General features: G+C 51.2%; 15 protein-coding genes. 12 read left to right on the forward strand and 3 right to left on the reverse strand.

Annotated features, from left to right (window positions below):
* The first annotated feature begins 19 nt into the window (after nt 1–19).
* The 3 genes from DEU29_RS03115 to DEU29_RS03125 are packed head-to-tail and all read left to right on the forward strand — an operon-like array spanning nt 20 to nt 3,775.
* Entirely contained in the window at nt 20–1,354 is a 1,335-nt protein-coding gene (locus DEU29_RS03115) for an NADH-quinone oxidoreductase subunit L (protein WP_133538780.1), read from the forward strand.
* Entirely contained in the window at nt 1,338–3,554 is a 2,217-nt protein-coding gene (locus tag DEU29_RS03120) for a putative inorganic carbon transporter subunit DabA (RefSeq protein WP_133538781.1), read from the forward strand. The genes DEU29_RS03115 and DEU29_RS03120 overlap by 17 nt, the downstream gene beginning before the upstream one ends.
* Nucleotides 3,539–3,775 (forward strand): hypothetical protein, encoded by a 237-nt coding sequence (locus DEU29_RS03125; RefSeq protein WP_133538782.1) that lies wholly within the window; start codon nt 3,539–3,541, stop codon nt 3,773–3,775. The genes DEU29_RS03120 and DEU29_RS03125 overlap by 16 nt, the downstream gene beginning before the upstream one ends.
* A 15-nt stretch (nt 3,776–3,790) precedes the next feature.
* On the opposite strand, the gene flgN is transcribed toward DEU29_RS03125, so the two are convergent.
* From flgN to flgA, 3 genes are all read right to left on the reverse strand, one after another.
* Nucleotides 3,791–4,195 (reverse strand): flagellar export chaperone FlgN, encoded by a 405-nt coding sequence (flgN, locus tag DEU29_RS03130; RefSeq protein ID WP_133538783.1) that lies wholly within the window; start codon nt 4,193–4,195, stop codon nt 3,791–3,793.
* Nucleotides 4,196–4,205: 10 nt separating this feature from the next.
* Nucleotides 4,206–4,535: a flagellar biosynthesis anti-sigma factor FlgM gene (gene flgM / locus DEU29_RS03135; RefSeq protein WP_133538784.1), complete on the reverse strand. Its 330-nt coding sequence runs from the start codon at nt 4,533–4,535 to the stop codon at nt 4,206–4,208.
* A 96-nt stretch (nt 4,536–4,631) separates the two neighbouring features.
* Nucleotides 4,632–5,345 carry a flagellar basal body P-ring formation chaperone FlgA gene (gene flgA, locus DEU29_RS03140; RefSeq protein WP_133538785.1) on the reverse strand — a complete coding sequence of 238 codons (714 nt, stop codon included), beginning with the start codon at nt 5,343–5,345 and terminating at the stop codon, nt 4,632–4,634.
* 166 nt (nt 5,346–5,511) lie between these two features.
* Here flgA and DEU29_RS03145 point away from each other — a divergent pair, with 166 nt between their 5' ends.
* The 9 genes from DEU29_RS03145 (at nt 5,512) to flgH (ending at nt 13,368) form a co-directional block, all read left to right on the forward strand.
* Nucleotides 5,512–6,456: a chemotaxis protein CheV gene (locus DEU29_RS03145; protein WP_133538786.1), complete on the forward strand. Its 945-nt coding sequence runs from the start codon at nt 5,512–5,514 to the stop codon at nt 6,454–6,456.
* Nucleotides 6,457–6,492: 36 nt separating this feature from the next.
* Complete coding sequence (locus tag DEU29_RS03150) at nt 6,493–7,326, forward strand: CheR family methyltransferase (RefSeq protein ID WP_133538787.1); 834 nt, start codon at nt 6,493–6,495, stop codon at nt 7,324–7,326.
* Between the two features lie 366 nt (nt 7,327–7,692).
* Nucleotides 7,693–8,091 carry a flagellar basal body rod protein FlgB gene (flgB, locus tag DEU29_RS03155; RefSeq protein ID WP_133538788.1) on the forward strand — a complete coding sequence of 133 codons (399 nt, stop codon included), beginning with the start codon at nt 7,693–7,695 and terminating at the stop codon, nt 8,089–8,091.
* 14 nt (nt 8,092–8,105) lie between these two features.
* The gene (gene flgC / locus DEU29_RS03160) at nt 8,106–8,558 is read left to right on the forward strand and encodes a flagellar basal body rod protein FlgC (protein WP_133538789.1); all 453 of its coding nucleotides are present in this window, start codon (nt 8,106–8,108) and stop codon (nt 8,556–8,558) included.
* A 25-nt stretch (nt 8,559–8,583) separates the two neighbouring features.
* Complete coding sequence (locus DEU29_RS03165) at nt 8,584–9,267, forward strand: flagellar hook assembly protein FlgD (protein ID WP_133538790.1); 684 nt, start codon at nt 8,584–8,586, stop codon at nt 9,265–9,267.
* A 15-nt stretch (nt 9,268–9,282) separates the two neighbouring features.
* Nucleotides 9,283–10,683 carry a flagellar hook protein FlgE gene (gene flgE, locus DEU29_RS03170; RefSeq protein WP_133538791.1) on the forward strand — a complete coding sequence of 467 codons (1,401 nt, stop codon included), beginning with the start codon at nt 9,283–9,285 and terminating at the stop codon, nt 10,681–10,683.
* 432 nt (nt 10,684–11,115) lie between these two features.
* On the forward strand, nt 11,116–11,859 hold the full coding sequence (gene flgF, locus DEU29_RS03175) for a flagellar basal-body rod protein FlgF (RefSeq protein ID WP_133538792.1): 744 nt from the start codon (nt 11,116–11,118) through the stop codon (nt 11,857–11,859).
* A 23-nt stretch (nt 11,860–11,882) separates the two neighbouring features.
* On the forward strand, nt 11,883–12,671 hold the full coding sequence (gene flgG, locus DEU29_RS03180; protein WP_133538793.1) for a flagellar basal-body rod protein FlgG: 789 nt from the start codon (nt 11,883–11,885) through the stop codon (nt 12,669–12,671).
* A 22-nt stretch (nt 12,672–12,693) separates the two neighbouring features.
* Nucleotides 12,694–13,368: a flagellar basal body L-ring protein FlgH gene (gene flgH / locus DEU29_RS03185; RefSeq protein WP_133538794.1), complete on the forward strand. Its 675-nt coding sequence runs from the start codon at nt 12,694–12,696 to the stop codon at nt 13,366–13,368.
* Nucleotides 13,369–13,380: the final 12 nt, after the last annotated feature.

Here is a 13,380-nt window from a genome sequence, read left to right on the forward strand (position 1 = left end):
GTAATACGTAGGACGGGGTATGGCAGAACTGCTGACAATTTCAGGAATTCGGCCCATATTGCTGGCGCTGGTGGGCGTGCTGGCGATGGTGGTGCTGCGCTACTCGTGGCGTAACTTTCGTTTAGACCCGCGCCGCGGCGTTTTTATGCGCTACATGAGCCTGTGTCTGGCTGCGGTGCTGGTACTCATTGTCAGTAATCACTTACTGCTATTTTTTGCCGCCTGGGTATCGATAAGCCTGCTATTGCACCAGTTACTGATGTTTTACCCCGAGCGCGACAGGGCGGTGTTAGCCGCGCACAAAAAGTTTATTCTGGCCCGCTGCTCCGAAACCTTTCTGGGCATCGCACTGCTGCTAATTTATCTGCAAACCGGCACCGCGACACTTGATCGTGCGTTAGCGTTGATGCCACAGGAGCCTCACCTTATGCAGCATGCCGCGGCCATTTGTCTGGTAATGGCGGCGCTGATTAAATGTGCCCAGCTACCACTGCATGGCTGGTTAATTCAGGTGGTAGAAGCGCCAACACCGGTATCAGCGTTGTTGCACGCAGGCATTATTAATTTGGGCGGCTTATTACTATTGGTCACTAAACCGGTGTGGAGCGTCTCCACGCCCGCCATTTGGCTACTGTGCCTGGTGGCGGCAGTATCATGCTGTGTTGCGGCATTAATTATGGCGACACGGATCAGCATAAAAGTTCGCCTTGCATGGTCTACCAGCGCCCAGATGGGGTTAATGCTGCTGGAAATCGGCCTCGGTTACTACGATCTGGCGCTGCTGCATTTAGTCGCGCACTCGGTTTATAAGGCGCACGCGTTTTTGTCGGTGAGCGAAGTGGCGTACATCAAGCAATCGGAAGCGCGTTCACTGCCGCGGGTAGTCATGGTGTTTGTGCTATTTCAGCTTGCCTGTATTGCCGCGGCATGGCTGCTCACCGGGTCGGCTAAATGGTTGCCATCGGCGCTGTTGGCTATGGTCCTGGCAACCATTTGGATGAATTTAAACCGCAGTGGCTGGCGACTGTTACTGTCTTCAGCGCTGGTTATCAGTTATGGCCTGCTGGTGTGGGGTGCTGCGCAGATAATCGATAATCGTGATATTTCGCTGCCATTAGAGTTAGCCACCGCCGCCATCGCTAATGTGTTTGCCATTTGCTATTGGCTGATACATCACACCCCGCAATATGCTGTCAGTCAGCGCTGGTTTATTAGTTTAAATGCCGGTTTGTATCTGGATGAATGGCTGACCCGGTTAGTGTTGTGGCTATGGCCGAGCCATCCCATCCACTACTATCAATCACGCAATAATGTCAGTGCCGTAAAGGGAAAGTTGTATGAGCAAACTCGCTGAAGTTGCCGCGCAGGCTGTCGCTAACGTCGCCCCGCAATGGCCGCTGCCACAGTGGGTGGCGGTTAATCCATTGTGGGAATTTCGGCATCGCCCGCTGCCGGAGGTTGCCGCTGAATGGCGCTATTATGGTGACGTGGCGTTAACCATGAGTGCCGAGTTTTATCTACAGCAGGCAGAGCAGGGCGGTATCGATGCAGAGCTGATTAGCGAGGATATGCGGCTGGGTTTACTTAAGCTTCGCGAAACGCCGCGCTTTTATAATGTCAGCCATCTGGTTGACCGCTATCAGCAGCGCCGCCGCAAAATGCTGTGGCACGACGAGGTGGTATTCCAAATAAGCCAGAGTTGCGGTTTGTTTATGCAGTTTCCGCGGCGCTTTCAGGGGCAGGGCAGTGCCAGTTCGCTTTACCAGCACTGGTTAACGATTTCGCGCGCGGACCGCGGTATCGAAACACTGATGGATGAAGAAGATCTGAACCAACTGTTTGCCGGCTTGCCCGATACACCGGCCGCGCTGTTTCAGGCCTGCGAGGAAACTTATCTGGCGTCGGCTGGTGATAGCGAACAGCGCTATTATTGTCAGGCACTGCTGACTGACGTGCTCGGCTGGGCCGCAGCCTTGAGCTATCAGGACCGTCAGTATGGAAGTGACTGGCTGATCCAGTTATTGGCGATTCGCATGGCCTGGGATTTTATTTTGTGGCAGCTGGCAGAAATGACCAACGCGGATGTGTTTGCATCCATTGCGGACCATTTCAGGCAGCAATTAAGCCATAGCGAACAGGCGTTAGAGCAAGTCAGTGAGCGCCAGGCGGTGTTCTGGCAATGGCAAAAAGCTTACGAGAAAACCCAGCTTAAGAAGCTACAATTTAAGCCGGCGCCTGAGGTATCGGCTGATAAACCTGAGTTACAAGCGGTGTTTTGCATCGATGTGCGCTCTGAGCGCTACCGCCGCGCTTTACAAGCTGCCGGGCAAGCACAAGGCTTGCCAACCCGGACTAAAGGCTTTGCCGGCTTCTTTGGCGTGCCGTTGGGGCGCGAAGACGAGCAACAACGCATCCCGCATGTTCCGGGCTTATTGAGCCCGAGCTTTTACGTTAAACAGCAAGGTACCGACGCGCCGCTAAAAGATTTACTGTCCCGTGCATTTAATAGCCCGGCATCGATGTTTACCGGGGTCGAAGCACTGGGTCTGAGCAAACTGGTGGAATTGATCAAGGGCAAACCAGGCTTGTTGGATACCGCGACATTTAATGCCGACTCAGAGATTTATCACAACGGTCAGCCAGTTACCTGTGATCAACTGGCGGAGATGTGTGCGCAGGCATTGGCCGGTATGCAATTTACCGAATTCGCTGAACACGTGGTGCTGGTCGGGCATGGGGCTAAGCACAGTAATAACGCCCAGCGGGCGGGCATGAACTGCGGCGCCTGTGGTGGCCAAACGGGAGCCCTTAGTGCCCGCGTATTGTGCCATTTACTGAATCAGTCGGCTATTCGCCAGCGTTTGTCCGCCCACGGCTACAACATTCCCAGCAATACGGCCTTTTATGCTGCTTTGCATGAGACAGTGACCGATGAGGTTTTTTGGCTCTCGGACGATGTCCCGGAAAAGCTGCAGGCAACGTTTAAACAGGCAAGTGGGGCGCTGCAGCAGGAACACAATCGTGCAACCCGTGCCAACCACTGGGCCGAACTACGGCCGGAATGGGGCCTTGCCGGTAATCAGGCTTTGTTTTTTGGTAACGCCCGGCGTTTAAGCGAGCAGAACCCGCAGGGCCATACCTTTTTGCATGATTACGACGCGCAACGTGATACTGACGGCTCATTGCTTACTGCATTGCTATCAGCACCGGGATTGGTGGCGAACTGGATTAACTGGCAGTACTACACCGCGGTGACCGAGCCCGCCCGTTTAGGCAGTGGCAATAAGTTGCTGCATAACCGCGTAGCCAATGATATCGGCGTATTCGAAGGTAATGGCGGCGACTTGCGACTGGGGCTTGCCTGGCAGTCTGTGCACGACGGCGAAGATTTCGTCCATAAACCGTTGCGTCTTAGCGTCATTATCGAAGCAGACGACGAAGCGCTTATCCACAAAGCCCTGGCACAAGCCAGCGACTTTAACCAATTGTACCAACATCAATGGATTGACGTTTACCGACTCAACGCACGAGGTGATCTATGCCCAATCGAGTAAGAACCGACAGCGAGAAAACGTCAGCGCCGTCAACGCGCACCTGTTATTTATTGAAAGATCTCTACGACTGCATTCGCAATCGGCCGTTCAATAAGCCGTTCAGCCTGCAGCACGAAGATGGCAGTGTCGATGAAGGACTAACAACAGAGCAAGACATGAAAAACGCATTATGGCGACGTAAAAACCCATTTTTACAGCGCCCGGTAGTTTTTAAGTGTTAAAAATCATACTAAACGCTAGCGTATTTTGCCTTTGGCGTTGTAGGTCAGGCTGTCTTTTTTGGCGTTTGAGAGGATGGCTTGTTTGAGCTGTTCGATGCTGTTTAAGGTAGATTGCACAACGCGTTCGTTTACCGCACTTTGCTGCTGCACATCAGCTAGCTGACGTTTTATTTCAGTTACTTGTGCGGCGAGGGCATCGTCGTCTTTTAACAAGTTTGCATCGGGATGTTCACGTAGCGTGGCGTCAAGCGAAGATACCTGCTCAAGCTGCTGCGCTTTTTGCTGTGCGATATCCGCAACGCTGCTGTGTTGGCGTTCTACAATGGCTTTGAGTTCTTGCTGTTGCAGTGCAGCAAGGGCATCTAGCGAGTCTGCCAGCTGTTGTAGAAGCTCGTTAACAGGTGTTGCGGTAGCGCTCATAAATTAGCGGTTACTCGTCGCCGTCAATTTGCGAACCAAACAGATCGCCTTCGAACTGCGCTAACTTAGACGCTAAACGGTCAACGTCGACTTTATACGAACCGTTTTCGATTTGCGCCTTGATGCGGTCAACCTTCGCCTGGTCGATACCGCTGCTGTTCATCGCTTTTTCCTGCAGGCCGCTAAGTTGTTGCGCCTCTGAGGTTAACGATACGGAATCACCGCCGCTTTTAGCGGGTGCCGGGCTGTTGCCGGAGTTATTACCACCTTCCACCTGACGGTTAGTCTTGGTGTCGATAGTGGTATTTTTTAATCCTGCATTATTGATATTGATTGGCATATTGTCTCGCCTCGCTAGATAGAAGTTCTCGTGCCCTTATCGACACTTTGCGAGAAACCTTTAATCTTTTTTGCTACTTTTTTGACCGTCGACATATTACAACTGCACGGTCACTTCGTTTAAACCGGTGACAATCGCTTCTAACGACTTGTTAGAACGCGTGTTTTGCACCGCCACCGACTCGCCTTTCAGGCCGTCAGCCAATGCTTTGCCACTGGCTGTTATTTGCAATGCCTTGCTTTTAGCCACTATTGTAACCTTTTCCCCCGAACAAACAAGGCAGGTGTCGCTGGCTTCAATCGGCTGTCCGGAGCGCACGCGTCTTTTGATCCGCGCGCCGACTAACGTATCTGCTGAGGTAAATACATTAGATCGAATACGATTAATATCCACTTCTTGTGTGGTCAAATCAGATTCCGAAACCAGGTGCCCCGGAGACATCGGTACTGCAGCCGTAATTACCGGCTTATAACGATAAATACGAACCGGCACATAGGTACGCCAGGCGGTTGGTGCGGCGCACTCAATTTCAACCGTGGTATAACTATCGAGCCCTGAATTAGAGGCAAAACTGACCTGCGGCTGCTCGCTGCATTTTTTGGCCACCATACGCGGATCCAGGTTATTCGCCACAATCTCGACCCGACCATTATCGGGCGCAGTTACCTGAGCTTTAACAAAGTCGTGCGCCAACGTCTGCAAGGCTTTGTGATCTAAACTATCGCTTTTACGTTCGTTTGCATTCGCAACCGAGCCCGAATGCGCTATGATCAAAAGCAAACTGATTAATAAGCTATTGCGTATTATCATTGTCTAATTCCACTAAGGTTTAATGGTCTTCTGCCGACACATTCTTTAACAATAGAGAATGTTACTAACGTCAAGTTTTTGTCACTGACGTTACGGCACCACGAATTACAATAGCTTAAGCAAGGAGCATGCCAGCGGTCAGCCTGCTCCGATAAAAGGAGTGAACATGGCGAGTATCCTGGACTCGGTAAACCAACGCACACAGATGGTCGGCCAAAATCGGCTGGAATTATTACTGTTTAAGCTGGCCGGTAAACAGCGTTTTGGTATTAATGTATTTAAAGTGCGCGAAGTGCTGCCGTGCCCTAAGTTGACCGCCATGCCGCATCGCAATCGTTTAGTTCGCGGTGTCGCTCATATCCGTGGCCAGGCTATCTCGATTATCGATTTGAGTATGGCTACCGGTGGCCCGGAAATTACTGACATCCAAAACCGCTTTATTATTATTGCCGAGTATAACCGCACGGTGCAGGGCTTTTTGGTCGGTGGTGTTGACCGCATTATCAATATCAATTGGGAAGAGATCCTGCCACCGCCAAAAGGCACAGGCCGCGATGCCTATCTGACCGCGGTTACCGAAATTGACAAAGAGCTGGTCGAAATCATCGATGTCGAGCGTATTTTGGCCGACATCACCCCGGTTAATACCGACATCAGCGAAGAAGTCGCTAACCAGCCCATTAACGTGGCGAAAGAAAACCTGACGATTTTGATCACCGATGACTCGGCCGTGGCTCGTGGCCAGATTAAGCGTGCGTTGCAGTCACTTGAAATTCCAATGGAGATTAAAAAGAACGGTAAAGAAGCGCTGGACTGGTTAAAAGAAAAGGCTCAGGAAGTCGACGGCGATGTGCATCCGCACGTGCCGGTGCTGGTATCAGATGTCGAAATGCCGGTTATGGATGGCTATACCCTGACCGCCGAAATCAAAGCCGATCCCAAACTCGCCGGTGTTCATGTTATTCTGCATACGTCGTTGAGTGGGGTGTTTAACCAAGCTATGGTTAAAAAGGTGGGCGCCGATGACTTTATCGCCAAATTCCACCCCGATGAGCTGGCAACTGCCGTTAAAAAATGGCTTAATGCAGAAGCAGACGTCAATATTGAATAAGCTTAATCAGAATAAAAACAACGCAGTAGAGAAAACGTGACCAATAAAGAGCTCAGTCAGTCAGAGTACCAGGAGTTTCGTCAGTTTTTAGAGCATCAGTGCGGTATCGTGCTCGGTGATAATAAGATGTACCTGGTTAAAAGTCGCCTTAGCCCCTTGATGGCAAAATTTAACATCGACTCGCTATCCGAGTTGGTGAAAAAGTCGATGAAGATCAGCGAGCGCGCACTGCGGGCAACGGTTATCGATGCCATGACCACGAATGAGACACTGTGGTTTCGTGACACCTATCCGTTTGAGATCCTGGCGAGCCGGGTACTGCCGGAATTTAAAAACAATGCGGCACCTGTCAAAATTTGGTCATCGGCCTGTTCGTCAGGGCAGGAGCCGTACTCTATTGCCATGACCTATCTGGAATACAAAGCCAAAAACCCCGGCGGATTAAAAGGCGGCATTCGTATTACTGCCACAGATATATCGAACAAAGTCTTAGACCAATGTGCGGTAGGAGAGTATGACAGCCTTGCAATAGCCCGTGGCCTGTCGGCTGAACGGCAAAAGAAATTCTTCACCGAAGGCAGCAAGCCCGGAGCCATGAAAGTAAAGAACGAAGTAAAAAGCTTCGTTCAATTTCGACACTTAAACCTGTTAGACAGCTACGCATTGCTCGGCAAATTCGACATCATTTTTTGCCGCAACGTACTCATCTACTTTTCTGCGGAAGTAAAGCGGAAAATCATTGCCCAATTCCGGCAATCCCTCAATCCCGGCGGCTACCTTTTCCTGGGGGCATCAGAATCAATTTCCGGTCTAACCGAAGACTTCGAAATGATCCGCTGCAACCCGGGAATCATTTACAAAAGACGTTAACGTGCTTCGCTGCGTTAACGTCTTTCGCTAGGCGCGGCCTGCGGCCGCTTGCCAGGCAGCGCGTGCTTCGCCGCGCTTTGCTTGGCGGCATTCGCTTCGCGATGCCTTGCTAGGCGCGCCTATCGGCGCTTGTTGCAAAAGCCGTAACTTGCGCCTCCGGCGCAAGAAGGCTCGTCGCGCCAAAGGCGCGACTTGCGTTTTTACGTCAAGGGGCGAAGCCCCGCCAAGCAAGCGGGCAGAGCCCGCGCCGAGCAAGGCACGGCGAAGCACGTGCCGCCCAGCAAGCCAGCGAAGCTGGCGCCTAGCGTTCCACCCTGGCACGATCTCTGCATAGTTTCCCATATCAAAAACACGGGAGACGAAAAAATGGCACTTTCCATGGAAAAAATCATGGGCATTCAGCAATACACGCTGGGCGTACGTACCCAACGTGCGGAGATGATTGCCAATAATATCGCCAATGCCGACACCCCCGGCTACAAGTCCAAAGGTCTTGATTTCCAGCAAGCGCTTAAACAAGCGCAGCGCGGTTCAGAAAGCTACAAGCTAGCCCGTACCCACGACAAACATTTTAACGTCGAAATAAAACCCACCGGCCAGGAAAAGTTCCGCGTGCCGACACAACCTGATACCGGTGACGGCAACACCGTCGATGTGCAGTTGGAACAAAACTTGTATGCACAAAATGCATTGGAATACGAAATGACCATGAACTTCCTTGATGGCCGCATCAGCGGCGTAAAGAAAGCACTTAGTGGTCAATAACGGGGTAGGCAGTCATGAGCTTATTTAACATTTTTAATATCAGTGGATCGGCGATGAGCGCTCAGTCTGTGCGCTTAAACACCACCGCCAGTAATTTGGCGAATGCCAACTCGGTCAGCAGTAGCGTGGATGAAACTTACCGCGCGCGCAGCCCAGTGTTTGCGACCGCATTAGCCGACGCCGGTGGCAATTACCGTGGCGACAGCCTGACTAACCAAACCCAGGCCGGGCAAGCGGCCGGAGTCAAAGTTAAAGGTATCGTCGAAAGTCAGAAACCACTGCAAATCGAATACGCGCCAAATCACCCCATGGCAGACGGCAACGGTTACATCTACCGTTCTAATGTCAACACCATGGAAGAGATGGCCAACATGATTTCCGCCTCGCGCTCGTACCAGAGCAACGTGCAAGTCGCGGATACCGCCAAAACCATGACTCAACGCTTACTGCGTTTAGGTCAGGGTTAAGTAACGGGTAACCAGGAGATAACCGATGGAAGGCGTAAGTAATAACTCCTTCATTGATAAAATGCGATGGCAAGAAGACGAGCAAGCAAAGTTCGAAGATCCATCGCAACGTCAACGTTTGGAGCAAGAGGATTTCTTTCAGTTGCTGACTCAGCAATTGAACATGCAAGATCCAACTAAGCCTGCGGACAATGATCAGATGATCGCGCAGATGACCAACTTTACTATGGCCGAGGGAATATCGGAGCTGTCGAAGCAGTTCACGGCGTTTACCGAAAACATGAATTCCAGCCAGGCATTGCAAGCGTCTACTCTTGTTGGTCGCAATGTTTTAGTGCCGACCAATAAGGCACACATGGAGGCTGGAGGCACTGCTTCGGGGATGATAGCTACGCAACAGTCTGCACAGAATGTTCGTATTTCGGTCAAGGACGAATCAGGCTCAGTCGTTCGAACAATTAATGTCGGTGATATTGGCCAAGGTACTAAAGACTTCCAATGGGATGGCCTTGATGAAGCCGGCAATCCATTGCCGGAAGGCAAATATACGTTTACTGCCAATGCCCGCATTGGCGATAGCAGTGAAGAGTTGCCCTTACAAATGAACGCCGCAGTTCAGAGCGTCAGTATGGGCGGCGAACGCGGCATTGTTCTTAATCTTAAAGGTTTAGGTGGCATCAATTTTGCAGATGTTACGGAAATCAGTTAATTAGTGAGGTGATTTATGTCATTCAATATCGGTTTAAGCGGTATTAACGCGGCGCAAAAGGATCTTGATACCACCGCCAACAATATTTCAAACGTTCGTACTACCGGTTTTAAACAATCGAGAGCGGAATTTGCAGATGTGTATGCATCAAGTATTTTTAGTTCGAACAATGCTAAAGTGGGTGATGGTGTGCTAACCGCTACTGTTGCTCAGCAATTTAGCCAGGGTACCTTAGAGTTCACCAACAATTCGTTGGATATGGCGATTAGCGGTAACGGCTTTTTCGCAACGACCAGTGAGATTGGTCAGCAGGATTTTACTTACACCCGCTCTGGTGCGTTCAAGTTAAACAACGAAAGTTTCATTGTAGATAACCAAGGTAATTACCTGCTAGGTTTTCCAGTTGATCGCCAATCGGGAGCTCTGCAGTCGACCAGTTTAGCGACTGCAACGCCACTGCAGATACCTGATTCAGCCGGAGCACCATCAGCGACGAATAACGTGTATCAGTCATTTAACCTGGATTCACGTGCACCGGGTGTAACTGTTCCAGAGCCAGCTGCGACACCACCTATTCCGGGCAACCCGTTTGATCCTGAAGATCCAACTTCGTATACTTCGTCGACGTCATCGACTATCTATGATTCTTTGGGTGAGTCGCATATCGTTACCACCTATTATGTAAAACGTGACTCAAACCAAGCCGGTATTCCGGATAATTCTTGGGATGTTTACACCACGGTCGATAATCAGCCGGTGGATTTAGGAAATACAGGTTCTGCATTACCGGGAGGAGTCAATAATCCTAACGGTAACCCGGTACAAGGCTTTCGAGTACAGTTTGATGACTCGGGTACTCCTCAAGGGCCACTGGGTGGCACGGGCAACACCTTCGAGGAGCAATCTTTTTCGTTGCAAGGTGTGCTGACGAACGGCGCAGCGACAAGCCAACAGGTTAACATCTTCTTCCGTGATCGTAATGACCAAAATGGTGATTCGGCGCCTACACAGTTCGCGTCTGATTTTGAAGTAAATCTGCTAGAGCAAGACGGCAGCACGGTGGGTCGCTTAACCAACCTCGATATCGGTGAAGATGGCTTGATCCAAGCGAGCTACTCTAATGGTGAAGTACAGTATTTAGGCCAAGTGGCAATGACTCGATTTGCCAACGAGCAGGGCTTGCGTCAGGTGGGCAACACCTCTTGGAAAGAAACTCGTGAATCGGGTGAAGCACTTGCTGGTGCGGCAAACTCAGGCACCTTTGGTGCGATTGAATCTTCTGCATTAGAAAACTCTAATGTAGATTTGACCAAAGAGCTGGTGGATCTGATCGCAGCGCAGCGTAACTTCCAGGCCAACTCGCGGTCACTGGAAGTGAACAACACGTTGAACCAGACTATTCTGCAGATCCGGTAGGGGCTGCGCCCGGGGTAGAAGCTTTGCTTGGTTTAGGGGCTTCGCCAGGGTTAAACTTTTTCGGCGGTGCGGAGGCTTTTTGCGATTTCGTCGCGGCTATTTGTGCCTACGGCACGGCTGTTTATCGGCTTGCTTCGCTCGCCGATGGCTGTTTAAACATAATGAGGGGCTTGCATTCGCAAGCCCTTTTTATTTCTTGCGCTAAAAGCGCAAGCTACTGACACTCCGTAGCTCGCGCTTTTAGCGCGAGGCGTTTTCGACTTTTTTTTACAAGCGAAGCGCCAAGCAAGTGGTCGAAGGCCACGCCAAGCAAAGCGCGGCGAAGCACGCGCTGCCCAGCAAGCAGGCGCAGCCTGCGCCTAGCACCTCGAAGTTGGCATGATCTCTGCATACTCCTAACCAAGACGACAAATTTTTGGCTGGAGGTCAGCGATGGATAAAATGCTTTGGATTGGTATGAGCGGCGCAAAAGAGAACATGAACGCCGTCTCACTACGTGCCAACAACCTGGCAAACGCCAATACCACCGGGTTTAAAGCCGACTTACAACAGGCGCGATCGATGCAGGCGTTTGGAGAAGGCTTGCCTACCCGCGTGTTCGCTATGACAGAAAGCCCGGGGCAAAACTTCGCCGCCGGCGCCCTGCAAACCACCGGTCGTAACCTGGATGTGGCAATACAAGGGCAAGGCTGGATTGCCGTGCAGGACGAAAACGGCAACGAGCGTTATACCCGCAACGGCAGTTTGGAAATCGGCCCCGATGGCATGCTTAAAAACGACCGCGGTCAACCGGTCATGGGCGATGCCGGTCCGATTTTTATTCCCATGCCTATCGATAATTTAACCATTGGCGCCAACGGCAATATCTCTATACGCCCGCAAGGTGCGCCGGAGGATGCAATGGAGTTGGTTGACCGAATTAAACTGGTTAATCCGCCTAACGGCAATATCAAGAAAACGAACGATGGTTTGTTTGAGCTAAAAGACGGCCAGCAAGCGCTTGCCGATGCTAACGTCAAATTATCCATAGGTGCGTTGGAGGGGAGTAACGTCAATGCCGTCGAAGAAATGACGCAGATGATTGCTCTGCAGCGCCAATACGAAATGAACGTCAAAATGATGAAAACCGCCGATGAAAATGCCCAGCGAGCTGAATCGCTGATGCGTATCAGTTAATTGGCCGGTAGAGGAGCAATACCATGAACCCAGCATTATGGATTAGTAAAACCGGATTGGACGCGCAGCAGCGCGATATTTCGGTCATCTCGAACAACCTGGCCAATGCCAGCACCGTGGGTTTTAAAAAGAGCCGCGCGGTTTTCGAAGATTTGCTGTATCAAAACATCAACCAGCCGGGCGGGCAGTCTGCGCAGGATGTAGAACTACCTAACGGCCTGATGATCGGTGCCGGTACCAAAGTGGTCGCAACGCAAAAGTCTCACACTCAGGGTAACGTGCAAACCACCGATAACTCGCTGGATGTGATGATTTCCGGCAAAGGCTTTTTCCAGATTTTAATGCCGGACGGCACCGTATCCTATACCCGTAACGGCCAGTTCTCGCTGAACGAAGAAGGCGAAATGGTCACCTCCGGTAACGGCTACCCATTAGAGCCAGCTATCCAGATTCCTGAAGATGCGATTTCGGTAAGTATTTCGCAAGAAGGCGAAGTAACCGTGCGTCAGCCGGGTAATGCCGATAACGCGGTGGTTGGCCAGATGAACCTTGCCAGCTTTATCAATCCGGCCGGCCTCGAGCCGATTGGTCAAAACCTTTATAAAGAAACCGCTGTCAGTGGTGCACCGTTAGAAGCGGTACCAGGTGTTGATGGTATGGGTACCACTATTCAGGGCGCGCTGGAAAGCTCAAACGTTAACGTAACCGAAGAACTGGTTAACCTGATTGAGTCACAGCGTGGTTATGAGATGAACTCGAAAGTGATTTCGTCCGTCGACCAAATGCTGAGTTACATCAGCCAGCAGCTTTAAGTAACACGGAATAGGTGATGTTATGCGTAATGTAACCCTGATAATCGCGAGTTTGATTTTGGCCGGTTGTGCCTCGACCCAACCTAAGCCAATGCCGGACGATCCGATGTATGCCCCGGTGCTGCCGGAAGAGCGTGCACAACCTGTGGTTCCGGATGGCTCGTTGTTTCAGGCGCAATACGCAGACAGCTTATATTCTGACATTAAAGCACGGCGGCTGGGCGATATTATTACCGTGAGCCTGCAAGAACGCACCACGGCCAGCAAATCGTCATCGACCGAAACCACCAAAGACAGCAATACCGAGTTACCCACGCCACAGATTTTTGGTCGCGACGTAACTGTCGGTGGTAACCCGTTGTCAGCAAGTTTTGGTGGTAACCGTTCGTTTACCGGCGAAGGTGACTCTGACCAAAGCAACCAGTTAAACGGTGAAATTACCGTCACGGTTATTCGTGCGCTGGCTAATGGCAACTTGATTGTACGCGGCGAAAAATGGATGCGTATTAACACCGGCGACGAATATATCCGGCTAACCGGCATGATCCGCCCGCAGGATATCAGTGCCGACAACACCATTCCGTCAACACGGGTGGCTAATGCGCGCATCGAATACAGCGGTACCGGCACCTTAGCCAACGTGCAAGAACAGGGCTGGTTAACGCGCTTTTTCAATAGCCCCATCTGGCCGTTTTAAGGGAGTATGAGC

Origin of the sequence: Idiomarina aquatica, from assembly GCF_004362895.1 — a bacterium.
Lineage (GTDB): Bacteria > Pseudomonadota > Gammaproteobacteria > Enterobacterales > Alteromonadaceae > Idiomarina.